Here is a 26,999-nt window from a genome sequence, read left to right as displayed (position 1 = left end):
TTTTTTTGATCAACTATTATATTATTTACTTACTTCTTGCACCAAATCTAAGGTTTGTAAAATGATATTCTTATCTGATTTTGATGAACTTAGCTTAAAGCCAAAAATCAATTTATTATCAATCAGTTTTTTAGGAGATTCAATTGTAACATCATTAAACTGATTTGCTACTCTTTCCATCTTTTCTGATTTGACACCTGTCATCTTTCCTTCGTTTTTGTATATCGTTGCCAATTCAGCCAGATTTAATTTTGCTGACATGTAATTTTTCTTCAAAGCTTTTTTTGTTTCGCTTACAAAAGAACCTTTTCCTCCATTGAAGTAATCGAAAGTATTGGTTACAACGACAACATCTTTATCTTTTTTAATAAAAATAGTTCCATACTCTTCTGTTCTCGCAATCATGTAATATTCACCTTGCTGTATTAATATTCCTTTGCGAACACCTAATTGAATCAATTTATCTCCAAATGTTGGATGTGTAGAGGTAAAAGCCGCAGAAAACAACGGAATTGTTTTTTTGATTTTCTTCTCCGTTTCTATTTCTTCATAATTATCTCCGTATTCATACGCTTTTGTCAAAACCTCAACTTCTTTCGTTCCGTAAACAAACATGGCTAAATCTCCATCTAAAAGAGTCGATGTGGCTTGTTCGTCGACAATGGTCGAAATTAAATCTGTAATTAATAGAATATCCTCTTTGACTAATTTAGGATTCTGAAATAATGAAGCGGTTAATGACGGAAAAGTTTCTAAGGCGGCTTTCGTATTCAAATGATATGACATATAGCCCAATGGCTTATCAGCAGGAAAATAGTTAAAAAGATTTTTATTAATTTTTCTATCTGTAATTTTCTGAATCGCTACAGCCATTTCCGGAGAATACTCAATTACCTCTTCTACTTTTGCGTTATCATTATCAAAATATAAATCAAGACCAATTCCTCTTATCATATCACCAATATTTTTTTCTACTGGCAAAAACTTATTATACGCGCTAAACTGCGAAAATGCATTATACGCTGAACCTAAGCTAGACATTACGGAACTGTAATTGACCCAAGACGAAATGTCTGCCGTCGCATTTATCTTGTTTGAAGATGGAACTGTAAAGCCATTTTCGAACAATGCTTTTATATAAAGTCTTTGTTTTTCAGCAAGCCTATAATCAAAATCAGCCTGTTCTTTCTTATACTCTTCATGCGATCCTTCATATTCATCAATATCAATAACTGGTGATGTATTATATCGTGGTGGTGCCTCTTCTATTATTACATCACTTTGCTCATCGTTTTCTTGGTTGATTACTCCGTTTTGCTCGCTAATTTTCTCATCATATTCCTGATAAGGCTCTGTTACCGAAACATATCCCTGAGATGTCAACGGAAATGTTTTAAATTTCTTAGTATACTCAAAGATTACCAGATAGTTCTCATTCCAAGCAAATGAAGCTTTTTCACCTTTTGGTGTGTAAACTGAATATTGAGCGAAATCCTGAATTGCCGAAACCTCTACTAAATCTGTGTTCAGTTTCTTTTTTTCTTTTTCAATTATAAACTTTTTAAAGGCTTGTCTTCCAATTATGGGAATTGTAACCTGATAATACGGAAGACTATCGGTGAAACTTCCGTGAAAGGTTGCTTTCTGATCCCATTTAAAAAGAGCGATATATTCGTCTAAATCAAGGTTTGCCTTTCCTTGTTTGTACTGGCTAATAAGCGGATGGTTTAGTACATCTGCAACACTAACTTTTTTTGAAAGCTGGTTTCCATTAAACTGCACAAAATAATCGTATTGGTTTGGATTGACCTGTCCAAAAGAAAGGTACATTGAAAATAAAAGGAAGTAAACATAAAAATGTTTCATAAATCAGGGGATTAATTGGATTGTATTGTTCATTAATGCCGATTTTTTAAGGACGCTGTACATACTTTGCTTTAAAAAAACGGTCTTTTTATTTGGTGAAATTTTACTGTTCGGATTCGTTACAGTGGCAATATCTTTATCAAAGGTATAAATAGCAATAATGCTGGCCGCTTCAAGATCTTCTTTTTTCTTAGGGTCTTTGATCACTTTATCGGGAATTGGATACGAAGCTATCCTCTCAAAGTTCTTATCATTACTGCTAAAATGAATCTGATCAGTTTGATTGTTGATGCTGTTCACCACGGCATTTAGTGCTTTTACATTGGCATATTTCAGTTTGATTATGAAAACATAATTCTGAAAATCTGTTTTTGTAGAAACATTACTGATTCCTTCTATTTTTTCTGCTTTGAGTTTAAAGTCTGTCAGTTTTTTAGTGATTTCCTGCTCGTTAGGAATTTTAACGCCATCTACTTCTTCCAGCCAAATGGCAGATTTAGTTTTGAACCAGGATTTAGAAAAGTCGACCATTAGTGTGTATTCACCACTTTGGTCGTTAAAATGTTTTATTCTTTCTGTTATTTCAAAGCAGCTGGTAAGGAGCAAACAACAGCATAGCGCCAGGATTTTCTTCATATGACAAATTTAAAAGGATTTTTTCTAAAATCGGTATTTAATCAATTCCTTAATTCTAAAACATCTCACAAAGATTAAAATTTATATCCCTCCTAAAAGTAAAGGCTAAACTAATAATATGCTAAATTTTTAGATAACATTAACGGTTCTATACCTCACTAAAGTCTGCTGTAAGGTGATTTTTCTTTAACTTTACAGCGGAAAAATAATTCCCTTATTTTTGATACAATTCATAAAAAAACAGATATGTTCCCATTACAAAGAAACCGCCGTTTAAGAACCAATGAATCTATACGTTCTTTAGTTCGTGAAACAAGTTTAAGTCCACAAGATTTTATGCTTCCAATGTTTGTTACGGAAGGAAAAGATATAAAAACAGCAATTCCCTCTATGCCGGGTATTTACCGTCATTCTCTCGATAACACAATTAAAGAAGTAAAGGAAGCCTGGGACTTGGGAATTCGTGCAGTAAACATTTACGTTAAGGTAAGTGAGAATTTAAAAGACAACAAAGGTGTTGAATCCTGGAATAAAGATGGCTTAATGCAACAAACTATCCGCGCCATTAAAGATGTGGTTCCTGAAATGATTGTTATGCCGGATGTCGCTTTAGATCCTTATTCGATTTATGGTCATGACGGAATTATAGAAAATGGTCAATTGCTAAATGATGCTACCGTTGATGCTTTAACGAGAATGAGTTTAAGCCACGCTGAAGCCGGAGCCGATTTCGTAGCGCCAAGCGATATGATGGATGGTCGTGTTTTAGCAATCAGAAAAGCGTTGGAAGAAAACGGACACCACAATGTTGGTATCATGAGCTACAGTGCAAAATATGCTTCTGCATTTTATGGTCCGTTTCGTGATGCCTTAGATTCTGCTCCTGTAGATTCTCAAAATATTCCTAAAGACAAAAAAACCTATCAAATGGATTATGCTAATCGAATTGAAGGTATTCGTGAAGCATTATTAGATGTTGAAGAAGGTGCTGATATCGTAATGGTAAAACCAGGAATTGCATATCTTGATATTGTAAGAGAAATTAAAGATGCTGTTCATGTACCGGTTGCTGTTTACCAAGTATCTGGTGAATACGCGATGGTAAAGGCCGCAGCAGAAAGAGGATGGCTTGATCATGACAAAATTATGCTAGAGCAACTTTATTGCATTAAGCGCGCAGGTGCCAGTATCATTACGACTTACTTCGCTAAAGAGGCTTCTATTCTTTTAAATAAATAAATTCCGGATATGAAAAACGTACTACTTTTATCAGCTGTTTTAGCTTTTGCATCCTGTAAAAAAGAAGCAACAGAAACTGTTCAGGACACAACAGAATCGTATACTGAAGGACATGCAGCAGAAGTTAAAACTCCGGAAGCTTTAGGAAAACAAATTTTTGAAGGTAAAGGAAATTGCACTTCATGTCATCAATTAGATCAAAAGGTTATTGGGCCTAGTATTCAAGAGATTGCAAAAATTTACAAAGATAAAAAAGGCGATATGGTTACCTTTTTAAGAGGAAAGGGTGAACCAATCGTAGATCCGAGTCAATTTTCTGTTATGCAAACCAATTTTCCTGTAACACAAGCAATGTCTGACGAAGAACTTCAGGCGATAGAAGCTTATATGTACAGTCAGTTAAAATAACGATTATAATATTATACAAAACAAAAACGGCGCTATTACAGCGCCGTTTTTTATGATTTTAGTTTACCAAATTTTAACCCTTTTCTCAGGATCAACATACATTGGATCTCCTTTTTTGATATCAAAAGCTTTATAAAAAGCATCTACGTTTTGAATTGGAACGTATGCTCTGTACATCCCAGGAGAATGCGGGTCTGTTTTTACCTGATTTTTAATAGCTTCATCTCTTGATTTAGTTCTCCAAACGGTAGCCCAGGAAATAAAGAAACGTTGTTCTGGAGTGTAACCATCGATTAATCCCGGACTTCCGTTTTTCTTTAGGTATAATTGTAATCCGTCAAAAGCAGCGTTAATACCTCCTAAATCACCAATGTTTTCTCCTAAAGTAAATTTACCATCTACGTGAATTCCTGGCAATGGCTCTAAAGCACTATACTGATCAGCCAAAGCAGTTCCTAAAGCTGTAAATTGTTTTAAGTCGTTTTCTGTCCACCAGTCTACTAAGTTTCCATCTGCATTGTAACGCGCACCTGAATCATCAAATCCATGAGAAATTTCATGTCCGATAACTGCGCCCATTCCACCATAGTTTACAGCTTCATCTGCCTGATAATTGTAAAACGGCGGTTGTAAAATCGCTGCAGGAAAAACAATTTCATTATAAGATGGGTTGTAATATGCATTTACTGTTTGTGGCGACATTCCCCATTCTGTTTTATCAACTGGTTTTTTTAGTTTATCGACACTTTTCTTGAAGTTCCATTTTGAAAGGTTTTTTGAGTTTTCATAATAGCTTCCGCCTTCTGCAACACCTTTGATTTCTAAAGCAGAATAATCTTTCCACTTGTCCGGATAACCAACCTTTACGGTAATCTTGTTCAGCTTTTCGATTGCTTTCGCTTTTGTAGCGTCAGACATCCAGGTTAGATTCGTAATACGATTTTGGTACGCCAAAACTACATTGTGAATCATATCTATGGCTTTACTTTTAGCTTCAGCCGGAAATACTTTTTCTACATACAATTTTCCAAGTGCTTCACCAATACTGCGATTCACTACAGCCAACGCTTTTTCTTCACGTGGCAATTGTTTGATAGCTCCTCTTAATGTTTTACTGTAAAAGTCAAAACTAGCAGTTTCAAGATCAGTTGACAATTTTGAACCTGCTGAATTTAGTAAATCCCATTTCAAATATTGTTTCCAGTCTGCTACTTTGTTTTCTGTAAAAACAGTTTGCAGTGCTTTCATGTATCGAGGTTCTGTTACGACAACAGTATCTAATTTGGCTATGCCAAGACCTGTAAAGTAAGCATCCCAATTAATCGCCGGTGTCAATTTTTGAAGTTCAGCTACCGTCATAGGATTGTATTGCAAACGACTGTCTCTGCTTTCAACACGATCTAATCTTGGTTTAGACAAACTGGTTTCTAATGCTAATATCGTCGCAGCACTTTGTTTGGCTTTCTCCGGAGATTCCCCAATAAACTGCATCATGCGCGCTACATGCAATTCATATTTAGCACGTTTTTCTTTAGAATCTTTATCTTCAGAAGTGTAATAATCCTTATCAGACAACCCTAAACGGCTTGCAGAAAGACTTACAGAATTTTTAGAACTGTTCTTTTCGTCAGCGCCAACATAGATTCCAAAGAATCCTGAACCACCTTCAGGTTCTAATTCTACTAAATATTTTTGAAGATCAGCTACATTTTTTATAGCATCAATTTTCTTTAAGTATGGCTTCAAAGGTTCAATACCTCTCTTATCTCTTCCAACAGTATCTAAAACAGTAGTAAACAAGTTAACCGCTTTCCCTTGATCTGTATTCGACTTATACTTTGGATTTTTCGAAGCTTCCTTCAAAATAGCCATAGCATCTTTATCTGTTTTTTTAATTAATTCATTAAAGCTTCCCCAAGTTGTTCTGTCGCTTGGAATTTCAGTTTTATCCAGCCATTTTCCATTTACAAAGCGGAAAAAATCTGTACCTGGACTAATTGAAGTATTCATATAAGAGACGTTAATCCCAGGTTCTTTAGAAGTTACCTCTTGTGCGTTAACTGCAGTTAATGAAAGCATTGCAGAAAAAACACAAAACATAGGTTTACTAAGTTGTTTTTTCATTTTAAGTTGTTTTTGATAGTAATTACAAACATATTGTTATTATTTTAAACCATATGTTAAAATTATAACAATAATCATACGATAGGTTTTTTAACACGAAAAATTATTAACATTCCTGTAAATGTCTATTCTGCTGTTAAAACCAATACTTAATTCGTTTTATAAAAAGTCGTTTTTGTATTTTTGCGCCAAATTATCCTCATGAAATCACTTCTTTACAGATACCGCAAATTCTTTATTGTTTTAATTGTATTTTCTGTCATTACAATATCCTTATTTTATTCGGCTTTAAAGCCACAAAAAACATTACCTATTTATAATCCTGCCGATGTAAATCCGGAGTTGGTTGATAGCACTGTTCAATACAAAAGTAAATACCATACCATTGCTGACTTTTCGTTTGTAAACCAAAATGGTAAAATGATAACGCAAAAAGATTACGAAGGAAAGATTTATGTTGCCGATTTCTTCTTCACAACTTGTGGTTCTATTTGCCCAAAAATGACAACCAATCTTGCCGGAGTTCAAAAAGCAATAGTAAACAATCCTAAAGTAATGCTGCTTTCGCACACCGTTTTTCCTGAAGTGGACAGTATTCCTGTTTTAAAAGAATACGCCAAAAAACATGGTGTTATTGACAGTAAGTGGAATTTGGTTACCGGAGATAAAAAAGAAATATATACGATGGCCCGAAAATCTTACCTGGCGGTAAAACTCGGCAGACCGGATCAGCTGTATGATATGGTTCATACAGAAAATTTCGTATTAGTAGATCAAAAACGTCGTGTAAGAGGATTTTATGACGGAACAAATAAAGAAGAAATGCAACGTCTATTAGATGATATTGAATTCTTGTCGAAGGAGTAAAAACGCCAATATTTAGAAACATTTAGCATATTCACTTCTACTAAATGCCTTCAAATAAAGAATAATTACCTATTTTTGCAATCTAAATTCAATCTAAATAAGCTTGCAAAATACTATCCACACACTGAAAAAAGGCGAAAAAGCCATTATCAAAGATTTTGATATCGATTTGATTCCGCTAAAATTATTAGAAATGGGTTGTTTACCGGGCAACTTAGTCCAACTACTTCAAATTGCTCCTTTGGGAGATCCTTTATATTTAGATATTAATGGTTCTCATGTCGCAATTCGTGTTGAAACAGCACGTGAAATTGAAGTTGAACTTATCAAAACCAATTTCTAATGAGCATACAAAATATCAATGTGGCCCTTATCGGGAATCCCAATACAGGAAAGACTTCTGTTTTTAATCAGCTTACTGGTTTAAATCAACAAGTTGGAAATTATCCTGGAATTACTGTTGAAAAGAAAATAGGATTCTGCAAATTACCTAACAACATCAAAGCTAACATTCTGGATTTACCCGGAACTTACAGTCTGAATGCAAGTTCTATGGATGAAAGTGTTGTTATTGAACTTTTATTAAACAAAAACGATAAATTATATCCTGATGTTGCTGTTGTAGTAACTGATGTAGAAAATCTAAAACGAAATTTACTGATTTACACTCAGATAAAAGATCTTGAAATCCCAACGATTTTAGTCATTAACATGTCGGATCGTATGGAAAGCAAGGGAATTACACTTGACATTCCGTATCTGGAAGAAAAGCTTCAGACCAAAATTGCACTGGTTAGTTCTCGAAAAGGTCATGGTATAGAGGAATTAAAGGAATTAATTGTTTCCTATAAAACAGTTTCCAGTACACCTTGTCTGGATGCATCTGTTATTGATAAAGAATATTTTGACAGTTTACAAAAAGCGTTTCCAAATCAGTTGTTGTACAAATTATGGCTGGTTATTACACAGGACGTCAACTTTTCGAATCTGGATCGTAATGCTATCAGAAGTACTTTTACGAAGTCGAATTCTGAGTTAAAACGTTTACAGCAACAGGAAACCATCAAAAGATATAAGTTTATAAATGATGTTTTAAAAGAAGGTCTCAAAGTTGATGCTTCGACAGCAACGGATTTTAGAGCAAATTTAGATCGTGTGCTAACCCACAAGTTCTGGGGTTATATTATCTTCTTATCTATTTTGTTTTTGATTTTCCAATCGATTTTCAGCTGGTCAACCATACCAATGGATTTCATTGACAGCACATTTGCTTCTTTAAGCAGCTGGGTTGCGGAAGAATTACCGAGCGGTATTTTGACCGATTTACTTTCTCAGGGAATTGTACCGGGAATTGGTGGTGTTATTATTTTCATTCCGCAAATTGCTTTCCTGTTCCTTTTCATTTCGATTTTAGAGGAAAGTGGTTATATGAGCCGTGTGGTATTTTTGATGGATAAAATAATGCGCAAATTTGGTCTTTCCGGAAAAAGTGTTGTGCCTTTGATCTCAGGAACGGCTTGTGCTATTCCGGCTATTATGGCAACACGTAACATCGAAAACTGGAAAGAGCGTTTGATTACTATTTTGGTAACTCCTTTTACTACTTGCTCTGCCAGATTACCGGTTTACACGATAATCATTTCGCTGGTAATTCCTGAAGAACGTGTTCTTGGATTTTTGAACGTTCAGGGTTTGGCTTTGATGCTCTTGTATTTACTAGGTTTTGGAACTGCAATTCTATCTGCTTACATATTAAATAAAATATTAAAAATAAGCGCCAAAACGTATTTCGTAGTCGAAATGCCAAGTTATAAATTACCGCTTTTCAAGAACGTTGCTATAAATGTGGTCGAAAAAACAAAGGCTTTTGTTGTTGGAGCGGGTAAAATTATCTTAGCGATTTCTGTAATCCTTTGGTTTCTGGCTTCGTACGGACCTGGTGATGCTTTTAACAATGCGGAAGAAATTGTAAAAGAACGTTTTGTTAATACTCCGCTTGATGAACCTACATTTGAAAATGAAGTTGCTTCTCAAAAATTAGAAAACTCCTATATTGGAATTATGGGTAAAGCTATTGAGCCTGCCATTTCTCCATTGGGTTACGATTGGAAAATAGGAATTGCAATCATCAGTTCGTTTGCAGCACGTGAAGTTTTTGTGGGGACACTAGCTACAATTTACAGTGTTGGAAGCAGTGATAATGAAGCTACCATAAAAAGCAAAATGCAAGAGGAAGTAAATCCGGTTACGGGAGAGAAAATTTTTAATTTTGCTTCAGGAATTTCCTTATTACTATTTTATGCTTTCGCTATGCAGTGCGCGAGTACTTTAGCGATAACTAAAAAAGAAACCAACTCGTGGAAATGGCCTGCTATGCAATTGGTTTTCATGAGTGCATTAGCCTACTTTGTAGCGCTTTTGGCTTATCAACTTTTAAAGTAAAATGCCATGATACAAGAAATAATAGCATTTGTCATACTCTTTATTGCCATTGGTTTTTTGGTTAAAAAATTCCTTTGGAAATCAAAAAAGAAAAAGAATTGCGGCGACGGAAACTGTGGATGTTCTTAGAGGAAGGTTCTAAGTTGCAAAGGGACTGAGGGACTGAGGTTTTTTATCTTGCCTCTTTCTTTACTTTGTCTTAAATAGTATAACTGTTTTCATTTAGAAACAATAACTGCTAAACATAAAAAGAGCGGCTTCATTAATTTGAAGCCGCTCTTTTATTAAAACTTAAACTTGAGAATAAGCTACTTAACTCCTTCCCATTCAGCATAAAACTGACCGAGAAATGTTTCCATAAAATGATGTCTTTCGGCAGCGATTTGTTTTCCTGTTTCGGTATTCATTTTATCTTTCAGCAATAAAAGCTTTTCGTAGAAATGATTTATAGTTGGTGCATTATTCTTTTTGTACTCTTCTTTCGTCATATTGGTGACCGGACTTATTGCAGGATCGTATAAACTACGATTTTTAAATCCGCCATAATTAAACGCTCTTGCTACTCCAATCGCTCCAATTGCATCTAAACGATCCGCATCCTGAACGATATCTAATTCTATCGAGCTGAACTTCTTCTCGAAATTTCCGCCTTTGTACGATATGTTTTCGATGATCTTTACAACATGCTGAATAATCTCCTCTTCTACTGATTCCGATTCTAAAAATAAACGTGCTGTTCTAGGTCCGATGGTTTCGTCTCCGTTATGAAATTTACTGTCGGCAATATCATGAAGCAAAGCACCTAATGCTACAACTGTTTCATCGCATACCGTTCCTTTTGCAATTAAAAGTGCATTCTTATATACACGCTCGATATGAAACCAATCGTGTCCGCCTTCTGCATCAGTTAATTTTTCTTTTACAAAAGCAATTGTTTTATTTATTAATGCCGCACTACTCATAAACTATCTTTTTACAAAAAATGCTGATTGTCAAAGTTTTCAAAACCCTAACAATCAACATTACTATTCTAATTATCAATTTTAAATCTAAATTCTAAATCAGAAATCTAAAGTCTCGCAGGTTCAACCCATTTAAAAATATGTGACTCTTGCGGAATTACTAATCTTTCAGAGATTTTTGCCATACGCGCCGGTAATTTCATTAAATAATCACGTGCTTTTTCAGCTTCATCTGTTAAGCCTGACATTTTATCAATTTCCCACTTATCCATTAATTTTTGCATGATATCGACATAATCACTTGCTGTGTAAACACCAATACGTTGCGCTGAATCAGAAAACTGCTCAAAAGCTGAACTTATTTTTTGACCTGATTCTCTTAAAAAGTGTGCCGGCATTACGATCTTTTGCTTCATCATGTATTGAAAAGCCAACATCATTTCGCTTGGATCTACTGCAAAAATACGTGTAACAAATTCGCTATACGCATGGTGATGACGCATTTCGTCACCTGCAATCATTTTACACATTTTAGACAACTTGTTATCACCAAATTTCTTAGCCATTTGTGCTACTCTATTGTGCGATACATACGTTGCTAATTCCTGGAAACTTGTGTATACAAAGTTTTTGTACGGGTCAGATCCAGTTCCAATATCAAAACCGTCGTTGATTAAGTGCTGTGTTGTCATTTCGATTTCACGCATGTTCACACGACCGGACAAATACAAGTATTTATTAAGTAAATCACCGTGACGGTTTTCTTCACCTGTCCATTGTCTGATCCATTTAGACCAGCCATTTCCACCGTTCTCTATCTGATTTATTCCTTCTACATCCATTAACCACGATTCATAAGTTGGTAAAGCTTCTTCAGTAATAGTATCACCTACTAAAGTTACCCAGAAATCGTATGGTAATTCTTTGGCAATTTCACGCAATTCTCTAACCTCCTCAAAGAAATTATCTCCTTCAGAATTAGGCAGAAAATCTGACGGCTGCCAAATTTTTTCTACTGGAATTAAATACTGTTCAACGAAGCTATCCACGTTTTTTTCCAAAAACTGCATTACTTCTAATCTAATGTTTTTTATAGACATTACTTATTTTAGATTTGGGATTTAAGTTATCGCTTTTTACGAATAACCAAAATCTATTTATACTCGTTTACTCCTTCCACCACAGCCTTCTCGCTCAAAGCCAATAATTCGGCTATATCATAATCTTTCACAGCCATAGCTTTATGTGCTGTAAAGGTAAGATGATTTCCTAAACCAACTGGAAAAAAACCAAATTTTACCATCTTCCATGAATTGTTGATACTCACTGGTACCACATACGCTGAAGGCGCATATTTACACAGGATTTTTAAACCACTTTGTGCAAATTCTTTTGGTTTTCCGGTTTTACTTCTGGTTCCTTCCGGAAAAATTACTGCAGATCTTGTATTTTTTTCTATATATTCAGACAAGCCTTTAATAACAGGAATGGCTTGTTTAGGGTCTTTTCGGTCTATTAACACTGAACCTCCGTGACGTAAATTATAAGACACACTTGGGATTCCGCTACCTAACTCTTTCTTACTTACAAATTTACAATGAAAACGTCTAAAGTACCAAATCATCGCTATGATATCATACATACTTTGGTGATTGCACACAAAAATGATAGGAACTCCTGTTGGGATCGTTTCTCTGTTTTCTATTGTATATCTGGTTCCTACCAAATTAGTACATCTTAACAGAAAGAAATTTAAATAATCAACACTTTTTTTATGAGCCTGATAACCAAAAACATTTAAGCAAATCCATTGTATTGGATGAAAAACCAATAAACAAAGACTAAAACATAAATAGTAAATTACGGATATGGGATACGAAATTATCTTTTGCATGCTTATAAAATTTAAAGGCCAAAAGTAATAAATATATTTTTAGCGGTATTAAAATTAAAAACAATAACCGTGTTTATGGTTTAATTGTACCTTTGTACTATAAAATTGCAAATTTTTTCTGAATTAATGAACTTTACATACCCTAAAAATGAACGTTTAAAAAGCAAAACAACGATTGGTTTACTGTTTTCTGAAGGAAAATCGGTATCAAAATATCCGTTGCGTTTGGTTTATCGTGTTGCAGAAGCTCATCAGGAGGAAAAAATTAAAATCGGTGTTTCGGTTTCTAAAAAGTATTTTAAAAAAGCGGTTGATCGTAATTATTTTAAACGCGTTTTAAGAGAAACATACCGATTAAACAAGCATCTATTGCTTGAGAACGTTACGGAATCTTATTCTTTTATGTTTTTTTACCAGACAAAAGACAAACTATCTTACGAGGAAATCAATACCAAAACGATTCAGCTGTTTGAGAAGTTTTTACAACAAGTAAACAAAATCACTGATTCTGAAGCTAAAACTGATTTGTAATCCTTCGGAAACAACTTTATTTATCAAACTAGACTGTGAATTATAAAAAAATTGTAGTTTTAAATTTAATTTGAAATAATATGAAATATATTTTCTTTTTATTCTTTGTCTTCTTGACTTTGTCAGGTTGCAGCAAACACGAAGAACCATCTAAAAATATGATGATTACGACTGTTAAACTTCCTCCAAAAAAAGAATCTTCTTCAAGTTCAGAGGTAAATTCTAATACTTCTCAAATTACTCAAAAAATAATCAAAGAAGCTTCACTTCGATTTGAAACCAATAATTTAGAAGATACTTTCAATCAAATTCAAATTGCGATTACAGCAAATAAGGCGACCATTCAAAATGACTCGGAAGGGAAAGATTACGATAACGTTTATAGAAATTTAACAATACGTGTTCCCAGTCAAAATTTTGATTCTTTTATAAATGCAATTTCAAAAGGAGTTTCTTACTTTGAAAGAAAAGATATTTCTTCTCAAAATGTTACCGAAGAGTATATTGATCTGACTTCAAGACTAAATACAAAGCGTAAACTTGAAGCACGTTATTTAGAGATTTTACAAAAAGCAACGAAGATTAGTGAGATCTTAGAAATTGAAAAACAAATTTCAGTTATTCGCGAAGAAATTGAAGCTAAACAGGGACAATTAAAATATCTTGAAAATCGTGTTTCAGAAAGTACCGTCTCAATTTCATTTTACAAAACTGTTGCTCAAAAGGAAGGTGTTAAAGCCTCATACGGTTCAAAAATATGGACAGCAATTCAGTCTGGCTTTTTTAGTCTTTCTGAGTTTTTAATATCTATTATTAGCATTTGGCCATTTATTATACTATTTTGTGTAATCGCTTATTTTATTAGAAAAAGATTTAAAAGAAAAAAAATATAATCATGTATCCTTACCTCAAAAAAAAATTCATCATACCTACCGTAGCAGCAGGATTTTTATTTATTGGAACTAGTTTCAAAGAAGATTTTTTTGAAATTGCCAAGCAAATTGAAATCTTCACTACTTTGTTTAAGGCAGTAAATACTAATTATGTAGACGATACCAATCCTGGTGATTTAATGGACAAAGCCATTAAGAGTATGTTGGGAAGTTTAGATCCGTATACCGTATACTTTAACGAACAGGATGTTGTAAACTTCAAAATTAATAACACTGGCGAATACACAGGCATTGGCGCTCTGATTTCCAGAAAAAAAGACCGCCTGATTGTTCGTGAACCATATAAAAATTATCCGGCAGATAAAGCTGGGCTAAAAGCAGGTGATGAAATTATTCAGATTGGTGATGTTTTAATTGCTGATTTTAAAGATGATGCATCTCAATTATTAAAGGGAACAAAAAACACAAAGATTACCCTAAAATATCTACGTCAAGGAAAAACGAATACAACAGATCTGGTTTTGGACGAAGTTGATATTAAATCAGTTCCGTTTTACGGAAAAATCGATGATAAGACGGGATATATTGTTTTATCACATTTTAACAGAAAAGCATCTGCAGAAGTAAAAGATGCTCTTGAAAAATTGAAAGCTGATGGCGCTAAACAAATTGTTCTTGACTTAAGAGGTAATCCGGGAGGTTTACTAAATGAAGCGGTAGATATCTGCAATTTGTTTGTTCCAAAGAACGAAGTTATTGTTACTACAAAATCAAGAATCGAAAAACACAACAATACGTACAAAACACAAAATCAACCTATTGATACTGAAATTCCGTTAGCTATATTAGTGAACGGAAGAAGTGCTTCGGCTTCTGAAATTGTATCCGGAGCATTGCAGGATTTAGATCGTGCTGTTGTTTTGGGAAGTCGTAGTTTTGGTAAAGGTTTAGTACAGCGTTCTGTAGACTTAACTTATGGAACACAACTTAAAGTAACGATTTCAAGATACTACACTCCTTCGGGAAGATGTATACAAGCTTTGGATTATGCTCATAAAGATAAAAATGGTGTAGCACAAAAAACGGATGCGAAAAACTTTAATGCCTTTAAAACCAGAAAAGGAAGAACGGTGTTTGATGGTGGAGGTGTTTTACCGGACATTGAATTAGAAGAAGCTAAAATGAGTCCGATTACGACTGCACTTCTCAAAAACGATGGAATCTTTGACTACGCAACAACGTACTACTATAAAAACCCAGCTTTGGGAGAAAAAATTCCTGTACTTACGGATGCTGATTATGCGAGCTTCAAACAATATCTGAAAGTAAATAAAATAAGTTTTGATACTGAAACAGAAATCGCACTTCGAAATACATTAGCCGCTGCCAAAAACGAAAAGATTGATGAAACAATCTCTGCAGAATATCAGCAACTATTGAATGCGCTTGAGAAAAGTGAAACTACTTTGCTTGACAAAAACCAAAAAGAAATTAAGGGCTTAATTCAGGAAGAACTTATTAAGAGATATCAATATCAGGAAGGTTTATATCAGTTTTACTTAAAAAACAATTCTGAAATTAAAAAAGCGGTAGCTGTTTTAAACAATCAAACAGAATACAAAACGATTTTGAAAATGTAAAACAATCTATTGATAGCTAATACAATAGAAATTATATTATTTTCTTCTCATAACGTACAAACCCGACATTTTAGAATTATGTCGGGTTTTTTGTTTAAGATAAATGATACTTTAATTTATCATAAAAAACTTTTTTCACAAAGTGAGAAATATTTTTCTTACGTTTGTAGCAAACAAATCTAATCCAAATTAGATCTGCTTTTTGAATACCACTCAATTCCATTATTGACTTAAAGTTTGATGAACATTTTATCAGCTATAAACTTTAATCAATATACGCCTTGGCTTTACAAACCAACACCAAAATTAAAATTGGAGAAATTACGATCACCAATTTCAGCAACTTAATTATTAATCAGGAGATTCACGCTCACAATACCTTCTCGGTCGAGGTACGACAGGATTTACTTGTTCTCGAGTATAAAAGCGTCATGCCTGTCTCGCAACGCTTGTATGGCGAAAAAGTAACAATCGAAGTCAAACCCATTGATGGATTAGACGATTTGTTGCTTTTTAATAATCGTAATGATTATGCACTTCATTTTTCAGGAATCGTAACCAAAATCAAAACACGAAAATCCCGCTTTGAAGATCTCGAAGAAACACTTTTTATTTCGGGTCACAGCTGTTCTATCCTTTTAGATGATGGTTTGAAATGCAATTCTTTTACCAACAAATCATTAAATGACATTGTTTCAGAAGTCAAAGCAGGCTACGATATCGATATGAATATTTTCGCTTTTTACAAAAATCTTCTTCCGTATACGGTGCAGTACAACGAAACTACTTTTAATTTTTTAAACCGTCTTGCCAAACGATACGGCCATTATTTTTACGACAACGGCCGTGTGATGGTTTTTGGCGCTCCGGGAACTTCGGGCGGAGAACCAACGCTAGTGTATGGCGCGAACATGCAGGAGTTTAGTTATGAAATGAAGGTTTTGCCTTCCCAGCTTGAAATTATTGAAAACGATAATCGTTTGGGGAATTATGCGACAGACCAAACATTAAAATATCGCAACGAATGCGATGGTTTTCAGCAGAATTTTTTAAACAAATCCAATACTATTTTTAATCAGACAGCGCAACAGCAATTGAATCAGAATCCTGCTGGAGGAAGCGGTAAAACAGCTTTAGAAGAATATACCAAAAACAAAATGCGTGCTGTGTTAGGCAAGCTAATGCAGGTAACAGCAAAAAGCGAAGTCGCGGGAATTACACTGGGCAACTCAGTACGGATAACCGGTGTAGACGTTCAGCTTGAAAGCTCGTATTGTATAACAAGCATAACGCATGTATGTGAGGACCAAGGAACTTATGAAAATCACTTTACTGCGGTAAACTTAAATGGTTCTGTATTTTCCCCTCAGACCAATCCCGATTTAGTTCCACACTGTGTAAGCCAAACCGCAATCGTAACGGCCAATGCTGATCCTGACGGATTGAGTTTTGTTCAGGTACAAATGCCGTGGCAGCAAGTAAATAATAAAACGACACCTTATATTCCGCTGCTTCAGGATTATGGAGGAAGTGGAAGAGGTTCACATATAATCCCGGAAGTTGGCGATACTATTTTGGTCGAGTTTCAGGGAGAAAATGCGGAGCTGCCAATCGTAAGAGGTATCATGACGAACAATAAACAAAAAAGTGGTTTCAGTACACCCGGAAATGATTTGAAAGTCCTCGCTACCCGAAGTGGTAATCAATTGATGATGAATGACAGTGCCGGAAGTATTTTGGTTCAGGATGCTTCTAACAGTCAAATGTTATTAGATGGTAATCATAAAATATCACTAAGAGCAGATACTTTGCATATTGATGTAAAGCAACTAATCATGAATGCCTCAGAAAGTACCGAAGTCACGACAAACGATTACACACTTAATGCGCTGAGTAAAATATATGCCACCAGCAAAAAAATGAAGCAAGTTATAAAAGGATTTATGAATTTTTGTAGTGGTAAAGTTTTACTAAACAGCGATGATACGATTGATATCGAAGGGAAAGTGGTTAAACTACATGGTAAAAAACAAGCATTGGTTCATTCTGATGAAGAAGCGATGATCAATAGTTTAGGCACTGCAAAAATACATGGAGCGCAAGGTAATAGCTTTACAAATTCACCACAAACAGTAAATGCTGCTCCAACCGATATTGTAGAACTTGCTACTGTATATTTTAGACCACTCCCAACCTGGAGAGGTGAATTTGGCTTTGACTGGCTTCGTGAAAAAGACAATGGTATAAATATAAAACCTGATTATAAAAGTATTATTGAAAGCGGTTACAAAGACGGTATTACAGATTTAACCAAGGCTCAAGCTTTTGAAAAGCTGAAAAAAGAATATGAAATTATTCCTATTGCAGGAAAAACAAAAGCTAAAAAAAAATCAAAACCTGGAGAATATTTTGTGCCCTATCTAAGCTTGTTTTCAAAAGAATTTGTTGACTCACTATCCGGAACAGCTACAGTTGCTCCACCTTATGAAGCAGAATTAAAAGTGCTCATCGATATTGAAGAGGACTTAGACCGATTGGAATTTGAATATGACGGTTCTTTATTACAAATTAATCAAAATGTACTTACTGAAAAGAACAAAACAAAAGGATTAGTAGACAAAAACATTACAATAAAGATTACATGCCTACACGATCTTGATACTGATCACGAAATCAATATTTATGCGTATCCTAAAACAAAAAAAACAGCTTCCGGCATTTTAGCACAACCCAATATTGACGATAGAAAACTTGCGGGCAGAATAAATGTACTTCCAAATAACAGCACAATTCGCAAAGAGGAAAAATTTGCATTGATAAAGGTAAAGACTCAATTGGATCCAACAATTCCTGCACAAGAAGGTGAGTTTACTATTGTTGAGAAAAAAAATCTTTACAATACGCTCCATCAGGCACTAATTGTGCCTATAGTAGAAGAAGTTTCTCTTGACTTAGTTGGTCAACCTAATTTTTCTCTTAATGGTAAAAATACTGCTGGACAATTTATATTTTACAGCGGTTATATAAATGGAGTTTTTTACGAAAACCACACGCTATTTTCAGATTGTCAACTGGCTTTTTTGTTTGCTACAGATCCTAATGGAAATTTTATAAACACAAAATACAATCATTATTTTACTATTTTTAAGTTTGGAATTCCTTCAACAGATCTAACGTTACTTGGACATTCCGAAAACATAGGAACACGAAATGTAATTTTATATAGTATAATCGGAAATACTAATGATTACATTATAGCTCATGAATCAATGCATGGATTTGGACTTCTTCATTCTCATCGGGATGATCTGATAATAAAATTCCCTAATTTTAAATACATTTTCCCCTGTTATAACGCTACCTCATTTCAACCTACAGCTAATCCAATGACCTCTACAAATAATATCATGAGCTACAATAGACTTTGTTACAGTTCTTGGTACTGGCAATGGAAAATAGTTAATCCAAACATTCCTTAGTTTATAAAAAAAATGTTGTTGTGGTTCTGTTTAACTTCACTATTTCATAATAGTAATAGTCAAACTAAAATCGTTCCTGAAGAAGGTAAAAATCAATTAATAGAAAACAAAATGGAATACTTTGCATTAGAAAAATATAAAGATTGGGAAATTGATACCAAATGGTTATCCCGAGAAGATAAAAAATTTCTTAAAAAGCAATATGAACGGGCAATAATCTGGTATCTTAAAGAAAAAATACAAGTAACCAGAAGTTCTACACTAAATCCTTATACGAGTATATTTGTATATAACGAAAAAACAAGCATGCTGTTAACCTACGTACTACAATTTTACCAATTCCCTATCGGTACAGCAAAACATTACGATGAAAATGGGATTCTCATTAAAGAAATCGATTATGACAAACCTTATCCTTTTTCATTAAAAGAACTTATTGAGAAAATAAAAGAAGAATACAATATTGACCTCGAGGATAAAGAACAACAAGCTGTTGTAAGCAGACAAATACAAGAAGATTTGCAAAAACCTATTTATGAGGTTTACTTATTGAATGATGAATTCAATTCTAAACCGAATTATATCTTGATAGATGGTCAAACTGGGGCTGTTTTATTTGAATCCAACGTTAATAGCAGAGATGAAAAAGCGATACCTCCTCTTTATCAGTATTTGTCTAAGTTAAAAAACAAAGAAACAGAAGACAACTCCTATTACAAAAGCTACAAAGGAAAAAACTACACTAAAAAAGAATGGGAAGCTTTTCAGGATGAATGGCATAAAAATTACGAAGAACAGAAAAATGGCAGAAACTTTTTTTTCGATAATATATTTAAAAAATAGACAATTGTCTAAATTTATGACATAAAATTACATTTTTGTGAAGTGAGAAATATTTTTCTTACGCTATTCTATTTTTTAGTACGTTTGCACCAAACAAATCTAATCCAAATTAGATCTGCTTTTTGAATACCACTCAATTGTATTATTGACTTAAAGTTTGATGAACCTTTTTATCAACTATAACTTTAATCAATATACGCCTTGGCTTTACAGACTAATACCAGAATTAAAATTGGTGAAATTACGATCACCAATTTCAGCAACTTAAAAATCGATCAGGAGATTCATGCTCACAATACCTTTTCGGTAGAAGTGAGGCAGGATTTACTTGTACCCGAATTTAAAAGCGTCATGCCCGTTTCACAACGCTTATATGGCGAGAAAGTAACAATCGAAGTCAAACCTGCTGAAGGATTAGAGGATCTGCTGTTTTTTAATAATCGCAATGATTATGTACTTCATTTTTCAGGTATCGTAACCAAAATAAAAACCCGAAAATCCCGTTTTGAAGATCTCGAAGAAACCCTTTTTATTTCGGGTCACAGCTGTTCGATCCTTTTAGATGATGGTTTAAAATGCAATTCTTTCCATAATAAATCTTTAAACGATATTGTCACTGAAGCCAAAGCAGGTTATGATATCGATCTGAATATTTTTCCGTTTTACAAGAATATCCTGCCCTATACGGTACAATACAACGAAACTACTTTTGATTTTTTAAACCGTCTTGCCAAACGATACGGGCATTATTTTTATGACAATGGCCGTGTGATGGTTTTTGGTGCTCCGGGAACTTCGGGCGGAGAACCAACGCTAATGTATGGTGCCAACATGCAGGAGTTTAGTTATGAAATGAAAGTATTGCCTTCTCAGCTTGAAATTATGGAGAACGACAATCGTACAGGAAATTTTTCGACAGATCAAACACTAAAGTACCGCAACGAATGCGATGGTTTTCAGCAGAATTTTTTAAACAAATCCAATGCTGTTTTTAATCAGACAGCGCAACAACAACTCAATCAGAATCCTGCCGGAGGAAGCGGTAAAACAGCTCTCGAAGAATACGCCAAAAACAAAATGCGTGCTGTGTTAGGCAAGCTAATGCAGGTAAATGCAAAAAGTGAAGTAGCGGGAATAACACTGGGCAACTCAGTACGTATAACCGGTGTAGACGTTCAGCTTGAAAGTTCGTATTGTGTAACAAGCATAACGCATTTTTGTGAAGACGAGGGAACTTACGAGAATCAATTTACCGCGGTAAACTTAAACGGTTCTGTATTTTCTCCTCAAACCGATCCTGATTTAGTTCCACATTGTGTAAGTCAAACCGCAATCGTAACCGCCAATGCTGATCCTGACGGATTGAGCTTTGTACAGGTGCAAATGCCGTGGCAACAAGTAAAGAATAAAACAACACCTTATATTCCATTGCTTCAGGATTATGGAGGAAGTGGAAGAGGCTCGCATATCATTCCCGAAATTGGTGATACTGTTTTGGTGGAGTTTCAGGGAGAAAATGCAGAGCTTCCTTTTGTAGCGGGAATCATGACCAATACCAAACAAAAAAGCGGTTTCAGTACCCCAAATAACGATCTGAAAGTGCTTGCCACCCGAAGCGGTAATCAATTGGTAATGAACGACAGCACGGGAAGTATCTTGCTTGCAGATGCTTCTAACAATAGTGTAACATTAGATGGTAATCACAACATTTCCCTTAGAGCCGACACGTTGCATATTGATGTAAAACAACTCATCATCAACGCCTCAGAAAGTACTCAAATCACGACGAATGATTATACACTTAACGCACTCAGTAAAATATACATTAGCAGTGTAAAACTAAAACAAGTGATCAAAGGATTTATGAACCTGTGCTGTGGTAAAGTTTTAATCAACAGTGATGATACGATTGATATCGAAGGAAAAGTGGTTAAACTACATGGTAAAAAACAAGCGATGCTGCATTCTGATGAAGAAGCGATGATCAATAGTTTGGGTACCGCAAAAATACATGGTGCAGACGGAAATCATTTTACCAATACACCCGAGAAAATCGAAGCAGTTCCCACAGCGGCTGTTGCTCTTGCGGTCGTTTATTTTAGACCTTCTCCACTTTGGAAAGGACAATATGGTTTTGACTGGCTTCGTGAAAAAGACAATGGTTTAAACTTGGAACCTGATTATGAAAGCATCATCGAAAGCGGTTACAAAGATGGTATATCCAATCTAAGCAAAACCGAGGCTTTTGAAAAACTAAAAAAAGAATATGAAAGCATCCCAATCACCAGAAAGGACTCTAAAGCAGGAACAACAGAATATTTTGTACCGTATCTCACGCTTTTCTCCAAAGAGTTTGTAGATGCAATGCCTGCTACAACAGCTATAAAACCACAATATGAAGCGCAATTAAAATTGCTTTTCGACATAGAAGAAAACCTCGAAAAACTGGAATTTGAATTTGATGAAACCTTGTTTAAAGTAAGCAGTAAAGTATTGCCTATAAAAACCAAAACCAATGGTCTGGAAGAAAAAAACACCATCATAAAATTCACCTGTTTAAAAGACCTTGATCGCGATCATCATATCGATCTGTATGCTTATCCCAAAGCCCGCACCAATGCTGCAGGCAAAAAAATACAACCCACGATCGAAGACAGAAAACTAGCGGGAAGAATTAGAGTGCTTAGGAATGATTATACGGTTCGAAGGGAAGAGAAAATTGTGCTCGTGGAAGTTAAAACGAATATAATAAATGATGATAATGAAGGAGAAAAACAAGGCGAATTTAATCCCGAAGAAAAACAAAATCTATACAATACATTACATCAGGCATTTATCATACCTATTATAGAAGAAACTATTTTGGATTTATCTTGTGATGCTAATTTTATACTTGGAGGTAACCACTTATTGGGTACAACTATAAAATTTATGGTAGACGATATAACAAACCAAGATTTATTTACAGACTGTACAAGAGCGTTTTTAGAGGTTAAAGATTCAGAAGGTGTTAAAATAAATTCTAAGTATGAGCAGTATTTAACTGTTTTCAAATTTGGAATTCCTTCCAACAGAGGAAAATTATTTGGAGCGGCTGAGAATATAGGACAAAAAAATGTGGTGATGTTTACTTTAAAAGATAAAGATGACTGCACTTTAAATCACGAATCGCTACATGCTTTAGGGCTTTATCATTCGCATAGGGATCATCTCATTATCCCTACTAAACATTCTAACTATAAATATACTTTCCCAAATGCTAAAGACAATTACACAGATGCAACAGATAATGTTATGGGTTACAGAAGCACTGCTTATTCCACATGGCATTGGCAGTGGAAAATTATAAATACTAATATAAGATAATATGAAAAAGATACTGTTACTGTTATGTTTTACGACATTATTAAATTGTGTAAGCCAAACAAAAAAAATGACTAAAAAAGTTAACCAACAAAAAACACACAAAATGGAATACTTTACTATAGAAAAATACAAAGATTGGGAAATAGATACAGATCACTCGTCATCTGAAAATAGAAAATTTTTAAAAAAAGACAATGAAAGAGTTCAAATACTTTTTGACACAGAAGATATACAAGTAGAAAGAACCTCCATACTTAATCCGTATAAAAAAGTACAGGTTTTTCGTAGTTCGACAAAGAATTTATATGCTGAAGGAATTGAATTCTATCAAATTTGGATTGGAATTGATAAAGACTATGACGAAGTGGGCAAAGTTATTGAAGAAAGAGACAATGACAAACCTTATATTTTCTCACTGCAACAGCTAATTGAAAAAATTAAAAAAGAACAAGATATTGATTTAGAAGATTTAACCAAAAAAAGTATTGTTGATAGAAGAGAAGATACAGCATTGCAAAAACCTATCTATGAAGTTCATTTAGAGTCTAAAAAATCTCCGGATTATCAAACAGATTATTTTTTGATTGACGGTATAACTGGCGAAGTCTTGTTTGAAACTATCTATTTTAACAGAGATGAAAAATCACCAACACCCTATTATCAATATTTACGACTTTTAAAAAACAAAGAAATAGAAGACAACTCTTATTACAAAAGTTACAAAGGCAAAGACTACACTAAAAAAGAATGGGAAGCTTTTGAGGAAGAATGGTATAGAGACTTTGAAGAAAAGAAAGAAGGCAGAAACTTTTTCTGGGATAATATTTTTAAAAAATTAAATGAATAAAAGCATCAATAAATTAATAGCAATATGGTGCTGTTTCTCCTTATTGCAATGTACTGGTCAGGTAAAACACAAAATGGAATATTTTACAGTAGAAAAATACAAAGATTGGGAAATCGATACAGATTGGACATCATCAGTAGATGATAAATTTCTCAAGAAAGGTAGCGAACGAGTAGAAATATGGTTTCATGACGATAAAATACAAGTAGAGCATAGTTCTATACTACATCCATATACAAAAACATACGTTTACAATAAAAAAACAAGTCTTTTGCTTGTTTTTTTATTGGAGTTCTATCAATTTTCGATTGGAATATTAAAAACCTACGACGATACGGGCATTTTAATTAAGGAAACCAACTATGACAAGCCATACGTTTTTACACTACAACAACTGATAGAAAAAATTAAAAAAGAACAAGATATTGATTTAGAAGATTTAACCAAAAAAAGTATTGTTGATAGAAGAGAAGATACAGCGCTTCAAAAACCTATCTATGAAGTTCATTTAGAGTCTAAAAAATCTCCGGATTATCAAACAGATTATTTTTTGATTGACGGTATAACTGGCGAAGTCTTGTTTGAAACTACCTATTTTAACAGAGATGAAAAATCACCAACACCCTATTATCAATATTTACGACTTTTAAAAAACAAAGAAATAGAAGACAACTCCTATTACAAAAGCTACAAAGGCAAAAACTACACTAAAAAAGAATGGGAAGCTTTTGAGGAAGAATGGTATAGAGACTTTGAAGAAAAGAAAGAAGGCAGAAACTTTTTCTGGGATAATATTTTTAAAAAATTAAATGAATAAAAGCATCAATAAATTAATAGCAATATGGTGCTGTTTCTCCTTATTGCAATGTACTGGACAGGTAAAACACAAAATGGAATATTTTAATATAGAACTATACAAAGATTGGGAAATAGATAAAGATCACTCGTCATCTGAAAATAGAAAATTTTTAAAAAAGGAAAATGAAAGAATTGAAATACGTTTTTCTAGTAATAAAATACATGTGGAAAAGAGTTCGGTAATTAACCCTTATCTAAAAGTACAAGTTTTTCGTAGTTCGACAAAGTGTTTATATGCAGAAGGAACCGAGTTTTATCAATTTTCGATCGGAATTAGTAAGTCTTATGATGAAGTAGGTAAGGTTACTAAAGAAAGAGACAATGACAAACCATATATTTTTACACTACAACAACTCATTGAAAAAATAAAAAAAGAGCATGATGTTGATTTAGAAGATTTAACCCAAAAAAGTATTGTTCATAGAAGAGAAGATACAGCGCTTCAAAAACCTATCTATGAAGTTCATTTAGTGTCTAAAAAATCTCCGGATTATCAAACAGATTATTTTTTGATTGACGGTATAACTGGCGAAGTCTTGTTTGAAACTACCTATTTTAATAGAGATGAAAAATCGCCAACACCCTATTATCAATATTTACGGCTTTTAAAAAACAAAGAACAAGAAGACAACGCTTTTTACAAAAACTACAAAGGAAAAGATTATACTAAAAAAGAATGGGAAGCTTTTGAGGAAGAATGGTTTAGAGATTACGAAGAACGAAAAAAGGGAGGAAACTTTTTTTGGGATAATATTTTTAAGAAATAAATGCTTATTAACAAAAAGAGACTCGAAAGTCTCTTCTTGTATTTTTAAGCTACTTTTTCAAAAGATTTTATTTAGCCTCTTGTCATATCAATATGCGGAATATCGTCTTCCAGATACATTTCGCTTACTGGAATGAATCCGTGGCTTTCATAAAATTTTTTCAGATACAATTGTGCTCCAATCGTTATTTGGTCTTTTCCAAAATTTTCTTTGATTCCTTTTATTGCCTCACGCATTAAATCATGTCCCCATTTTTTATCACGGTAATTGGCATCGACCACTACTCTGCCAATAGAAGTATTATCAAAACTAATTCCTGCATCAAACAAGCGTGCATACGCTACAATTTTACTGTCATAAACACCAAGTAAGTGTAAAGCCTTCTTGTCTTTACCGTCTACATCTAAATAAACACAGTTTTGTTCTACTACAAAGATCTCACTTCTCAATTTGAGCACATCATACAACTCATGAACTGTTAATGCCTCAAAAGGCTTTATTTTCCATTCTATTTCCATTTGCATTATTTTAGATTAACCAACCTGTAATGGTTAACATGAAAGACTAAATTAGTTTAAAATTTGAAATTAACCTCAAAACATAAGTCATTTTCAAAAACAGAAATCCCGATCGTATAATATATATGATCGGGATTCTTGTTTTGAATATAATAAAGTTAGTTCTTTTTCAGAATGATTTCCATGCTTTTGTATTCTTCTCCGTTTTGAACATCGAACATTTCCATTTTACGTGTCTTAGGATCAACAATGGTATAGATTTCTCTGTACGGTGTTTTTTTTCCATCAACAGGATTGATTATAACCCCTTTAAATTCTATACTTTTTGTTCTGTCATCTAATTTTCCGTTCGCCACCATCATACCGGTTCCCATATTGTCAATAAAGGTGGTTGTAAATTCCTTGCTCGTATTATTAAAAGCCAATGTCCCTTTGCCTTCAAAAGGCTGACCGGATATTTTACCTTTAAAAATGGTCTCTTGATAACGGTTTCCCAAAATCATTTTTATTGTAGCCACGGCCTTTTCTTTTTCGGGTTTGCCATTTGGCTCTCTCCAAAACGTCATATCACAATTCCAATTTCCAGTTTCTTCCGCCATTAGTTTATGCGCTTCTCCTGGGGTGGCATAATTTATCCATGCCTTTATTTGTGCAGCAGAATCTAACGGTTGTTCTACCGCCACATGTTTTGGTTTAATTGTATCGGTAAGTACAGCAGGCTCTTCATTATGTACTGTCTCTTTTTTACAAGAAGCTAAGCAGATTGTTAACAATGCTAATGCCAGGTAAAAATTTTTCATAATCATTTGATTTATCGTT

23 protein-coding genes are annotated in these 26,999 nt (G+C 34.0%); 15 read left to right on the top strand and 8 right to left on the bottom strand.

Annotation, left to right across the window (positions count from 1 at the left end; all coding sequences use genetic code 11):
• Positions 1-21: 21 nt before the first annotated feature.
• Together B0A66_RS03205 and B0A66_RS03200 are read right to left on the bottom strand one after the other, a co-directional pair.
• Entirely contained in the window at positions 22-1,866 is a 1,845-nt protein-coding gene (locus B0A66_RS03205; RefSeq protein WP_089048409.1) for a hypothetical protein, read from the bottom strand.
• Positions 1,867-1,869: 3 nt separating this feature from the next.
• Positions 1,870-2,502: a hypothetical protein gene (locus B0A66_RS03200; protein WP_089048408.1), complete on the bottom strand. Its 633-nt coding sequence runs from the start codon at positions 2,500-2,502 to the stop codon at positions 1,870-1,872.
• Between the two features lie 246 nt (positions 2,503-2,748).
• On the opposite strand from B0A66_RS03200, the gene hemB reads away from it, so the two are divergent.
• Together hemB and B0A66_RS03190 are read left to right on the top strand one after the other, a co-directional pair.
• Entirely contained in the window at positions 2,749-3,741 is a 993-nt protein-coding gene (gene hemB, locus B0A66_RS03195) for a porphobilinogen synthase (RefSeq protein ID WP_089048407.1), read from the top strand.
• A gap of 9 nt (positions 3,742-3,750) precedes the next feature.
• Positions 3,751-4,149, top strand: coding sequence for a c-type cytochrome (locus B0A66_RS03190; protein WP_089048406.1), 399 nt, complete (start codon positions 3,751-3,753; stop codon positions 4,147-4,149).
• Between the two features lie 63 nt (positions 4,150-4,212).
• Here the strand turns inward: B0A66_RS03190 and B0A66_RS03185 are convergent, their stop codons facing one another.
• Positions 4,213-6,273 carry a M13 family metallopeptidase gene (locus B0A66_RS03185; RefSeq protein ID WP_089048405.1) on the bottom strand — a complete coding sequence of 687 codons (2,061 nt, stop codon included), beginning with the start codon at positions 6,271-6,273 and terminating at the stop codon, positions 4,213-4,215.
• A 201-nt stretch (positions 6,274-6,474) separates the two neighbouring features.
• Between B0A66_RS03185 and B0A66_RS03180 the strand changes: the two genes are divergently transcribed.
• From B0A66_RS03180 to B0A66_RS03165, 4 genes are all read left to right on the top strand, one after another.
• A complete protein-coding gene (locus B0A66_RS03180) occupies positions 6,475-7,140 on the top strand; it encodes an SCO family protein (protein ID WP_089048404.1) in 666 nt (221 codons plus the stop codon).
• 103 nt (positions 7,141-7,243) lie between these two features.
• Entirely contained in the window at positions 7,244-7,483 is a 240-nt protein-coding gene (locus B0A66_RS03175; protein ID WP_089048403.1) for a FeoA family protein, read from the top strand.
• Positions 7,483-9,582: a ferrous iron transport protein B gene (gene feoB / locus B0A66_RS03170; protein WP_089048402.1), complete on the top strand. Its 2,100-nt coding sequence runs from the start codon at positions 7,483-7,485 to the stop codon at positions 9,580-9,582. The genes B0A66_RS03175 and feoB overlap by 1 nt, the downstream gene beginning before the upstream one ends.
• 6 nt (positions 9,583-9,588) lie before the next feature.
• Positions 9,589-9,711 (top strand): FeoB-associated Cys-rich membrane protein, encoded by a 123-nt coding sequence (locus B0A66_RS03165; protein ID WP_089048401.1) that lies wholly within the window; start codon positions 9,589-9,591, stop codon positions 9,709-9,711.
• A gap of 179 nt (positions 9,712-9,890) precedes the next feature.
• Here the strand turns inward: B0A66_RS03165 and B0A66_RS03160 are convergent, their stop codons facing one another.
• The 3 genes from B0A66_RS03160 to B0A66_RS03150 all read right to left on the bottom strand — a co-directional run bounded on the left by B0A66_RS03160 (position 9,891) and on the right by B0A66_RS03150 (position 12,438).
• Positions 9,891-10,544, bottom strand: a complete 654-nt coding sequence (locus tag B0A66_RS03160; RefSeq protein ID WP_089048400.1) for an HD domain-containing protein — start codon at positions 10,542-10,544, stop codon at positions 9,891-9,893.
• Between the two features lie 107 nt (positions 10,545-10,651).
• The gene (locus B0A66_RS03155) at positions 10,652-11,644 is read right to left on the bottom strand and encodes an acyl-ACP desaturase (protein WP_089048399.1); all 993 of its coding nucleotides are present in this window, start codon (positions 11,642-11,644) and stop codon (positions 10,652-10,654) included.
• Positions 11,645-11,697: 53 nt separating this feature from the next.
• Positions 11,698-12,438, bottom strand: a complete 741-nt coding sequence (locus B0A66_RS03150) for a lysophospholipid acyltransferase family protein (protein WP_089048398.1) — start codon at positions 12,436-12,438, stop codon at positions 11,698-11,700.
• Positions 12,439-12,564: 126 nt separating this feature from the next.
• On the opposite strand from B0A66_RS03150, the gene rnpA reads away from it, so the two are divergent.
• The 9 genes from rnpA (at position 12,565) to B0A66_RS03105 (ending at position 25,662) form a co-directional block, all read left to right on the top strand.
• Complete coding sequence (gene rnpA, locus B0A66_RS03145; protein ID WP_089048397.1) at positions 12,565-12,969, top strand: ribonuclease P protein component; 405 nt, start codon at positions 12,565-12,567, stop codon at positions 12,967-12,969.
• A gap of 80 nt (positions 12,970-13,049) precedes the next feature.
• Positions 13,050-13,862, top strand: coding sequence for a DUF4349 domain-containing protein (locus B0A66_RS03140; protein WP_089048396.1), 813 nt, complete (start codon positions 13,050-13,052; stop codon positions 13,860-13,862).
• 2 nt (positions 13,863-13,864) lie between these two features.
• Complete coding sequence (locus tag B0A66_RS03135; protein ID WP_089048395.1) at positions 13,865-15,502, top strand: S41 family peptidase; 1,638 nt, start codon at positions 13,865-13,867, stop codon at positions 15,500-15,502.
• 281 nt (positions 15,503-15,783) lie between these two features.
• Entirely contained in the window at positions 15,784-18,981 is a 3,198-nt protein-coding gene (locus B0A66_RS03130) for a contractile injection system protein, VgrG/Pvc8 family (RefSeq protein ID WP_089048394.1), read from the top strand.
• Between the two features lie 12 nt (positions 18,982-18,993).
• Positions 18,994-19,824, top strand: a complete 831-nt coding sequence (locus B0A66_RS03125) for a hypothetical protein (RefSeq protein ID WP_089048393.1) — start codon at positions 18,994-18,996, stop codon at positions 19,822-19,824.
• 201 nt (positions 19,825-20,025) lie between these two features.
• Positions 20,026-23,190 (top strand): contractile injection system protein, VgrG/Pvc8 family, encoded by a 3,165-nt coding sequence (locus B0A66_RS03120; protein WP_089048392.1) that lies wholly within the window; start codon positions 20,026-20,028, stop codon positions 23,188-23,190.
• Between the two features lie 103 nt (positions 23,191-23,293).
• Positions 23,294-24,037, top strand: a complete 744-nt coding sequence (locus B0A66_RS03115; protein ID WP_123868198.1) for a hypothetical protein — start codon at positions 23,294-23,296, stop codon at positions 24,035-24,037.
• On the top strand, positions 24,030-24,854 hold the full coding sequence (locus B0A66_RS03110; RefSeq protein WP_089048390.1) for a hypothetical protein: 825 nt from the start codon (positions 24,030-24,032) through the stop codon (positions 24,852-24,854). Before B0A66_RS03115 ends, B0A66_RS03110 begins: the two co-directional genes overlap by 8 nt.
• A complete protein-coding gene (locus B0A66_RS03105) occupies positions 24,847-25,662 on the top strand; it encodes a hypothetical protein (RefSeq protein ID WP_089048389.1) in 816 nt (271 codons plus the stop codon). Before B0A66_RS03110 ends, B0A66_RS03105 begins: the two co-directional genes overlap by 8 nt.
• 71 nt (positions 25,663-25,733) lie before the next feature.
• Here B0A66_RS03105 and B0A66_RS03100 read toward each other — a convergent pair whose 3' ends face one another.
• The gene (locus B0A66_RS03100; RefSeq protein ID WP_089048663.1) at positions 25,734-26,180 is read right to left on the bottom strand and encodes a GNAT family N-acetyltransferase; all 447 of its coding nucleotides are present in this window, start codon (positions 26,178-26,180) and stop codon (positions 25,734-25,736) included.
• A gap of 158 nt (positions 26,181-26,338) precedes the next feature.
• Positions 26,339-26,980, bottom strand: coding sequence for a DUF1579 domain-containing protein (locus tag B0A66_RS03095; RefSeq protein WP_089048388.1), 642 nt, complete (start codon positions 26,978-26,980; stop codon positions 26,339-26,341).
• Positions 26,981-26,999 lie beyond the last annotated feature (19 nt).

The sequence above is a fragment of the Flavobacterium hercynium genome (assembly GCF_002217285.1).
GTDB classification, from domain to species: domain Bacteria; phylum Bacteroidota; class Bacteroidia; order Flavobacteriales; family Flavobacteriaceae; genus Flavobacterium; species Flavobacterium hercynium.
The sequence above is the reverse complement of the archived record's forward strand: the minus strand, read 5'-3'. Positions and strand labels throughout refer to the sequence as shown.

Excerpts from the sequence above, each read along its gene's own strand:
- B0A66_RS03125 (WP_089048393.1), top strand. The coding sequence starts at position 18,994 with ATGTTGTTGTGGTTCTGTTTAACTTCACTATTTCATAATAGTAATAGT.
- B0A66_RS03105 (WP_089048389.1), top strand. The coding sequence starts at position 24,847 with ATGAATAAAAGCATCAATAAATTAATAGCAATATGGTGCTGTTTCTCC.
- B0A66_RS03185 (WP_089048405.1), bottom strand. The coding sequence starts at position 6,273 with ATGAAAAAACAACTTAGTAAACCTATGTTTTGTGTTTTTTCTGCAATG.
- B0A66_RS03115 (WP_123868198.1), top strand. The coding sequence starts at position 23,294 with ATGGAATACTTTACTATAGAAAAATACAAAGATTGGGAAATAGATACA.
- B0A66_RS03160 (WP_089048400.1), bottom strand. The coding sequence starts at position 10,544 with ATGAGTAGTGCGGCATTAATAAATAAAACAATTGCTTTTGTAAAAGAA.
- B0A66_RS03100 (WP_089048663.1), bottom strand. The coding sequence starts at position 26,180 with ATGGAAATAGAATGGAAAATAAAGCCTTTTGAGGCATTAACAGTTCAT.
- B0A66_RS03200 (WP_089048408.1), bottom strand. The coding sequence starts at position 2,502 with ATGAAGAAAATCCTGGCGCTATGCTGTTGTTTGCTCCTTACCAGCTGC.
- B0A66_RS03095 (WP_089048388.1), bottom strand. The coding sequence starts at position 26,980 with ATGAAAAATTTTTACCTGGCATTAGCATTGTTAACAATCTGCTTAGCT.
- B0A66_RS03155 (WP_089048399.1), bottom strand. The coding sequence starts at position 11,644 with ATGTCTATAAAAAACATTAGATTAGAAGTAATGCAGTTTTTGGAAAAA.
- B0A66_RS03110 (WP_089048390.1), top strand. The coding sequence starts at position 24,030 with ATGAATAAAAGCATCAATAAATTAATAGCAATATGGTGCTGTTTCTCC.
- rnpA (WP_089048397.1), top strand. The coding sequence starts at position 12,565 with ATGAACTTTACATACCCTAAAAATGAACGTTTAAAAAGCAAAACAACG.
- B0A66_RS03165 (WP_089048401.1), top strand. The coding sequence starts at position 9,589 with ATGATACAAGAAATAATAGCATTTGTCATACTCTTTATTGCCATTGGT.
- B0A66_RS03150 (WP_089048398.1), bottom strand. The coding sequence starts at position 12,438 with ATGCAAAAGATAATTTCGTATCCCATATCCGTAATTTACTATTTATGT.
- B0A66_RS03140 (WP_089048396.1), top strand. The coding sequence starts at position 13,050 with ATGAAATATATTTTCTTTTTATTCTTTGTCTTCTTGACTTTGTCAGGT.
- B0A66_RS03180 (WP_089048404.1), top strand. The coding sequence starts at position 6,475 with ATGAAATCACTTCTTTACAGATACCGCAAATTCTTTATTGTTTTAATT.
- B0A66_RS03205 (WP_089048409.1), bottom strand. The coding sequence starts at position 1,866 with ATGAAACATTTTTATGTTTACTTCCTTTTATTTTCAATGTACCTTTCT.
- B0A66_RS03190 (WP_089048406.1), top strand. The coding sequence starts at position 3,751 with ATGAAAAACGTACTACTTTTATCAGCTGTTTTAGCTTTTGCATCCTGT.
- feoB (WP_089048402.1), top strand. The coding sequence starts at position 7,483 with ATGAGCATACAAAATATCAATGTGGCCCTTATCGGGAATCCCAATACA.
- B0A66_RS03135 (WP_089048395.1), top strand. The coding sequence starts at position 13,865 with ATGTATCCTTACCTCAAAAAAAAATTCATCATACCTACCGTAGCAGCA.
- hemB (WP_089048407.1), top strand. The coding sequence starts at position 2,749 with ATGTTCCCATTACAAAGAAACCGCCGTTTAAGAACCAATGAATCTATA.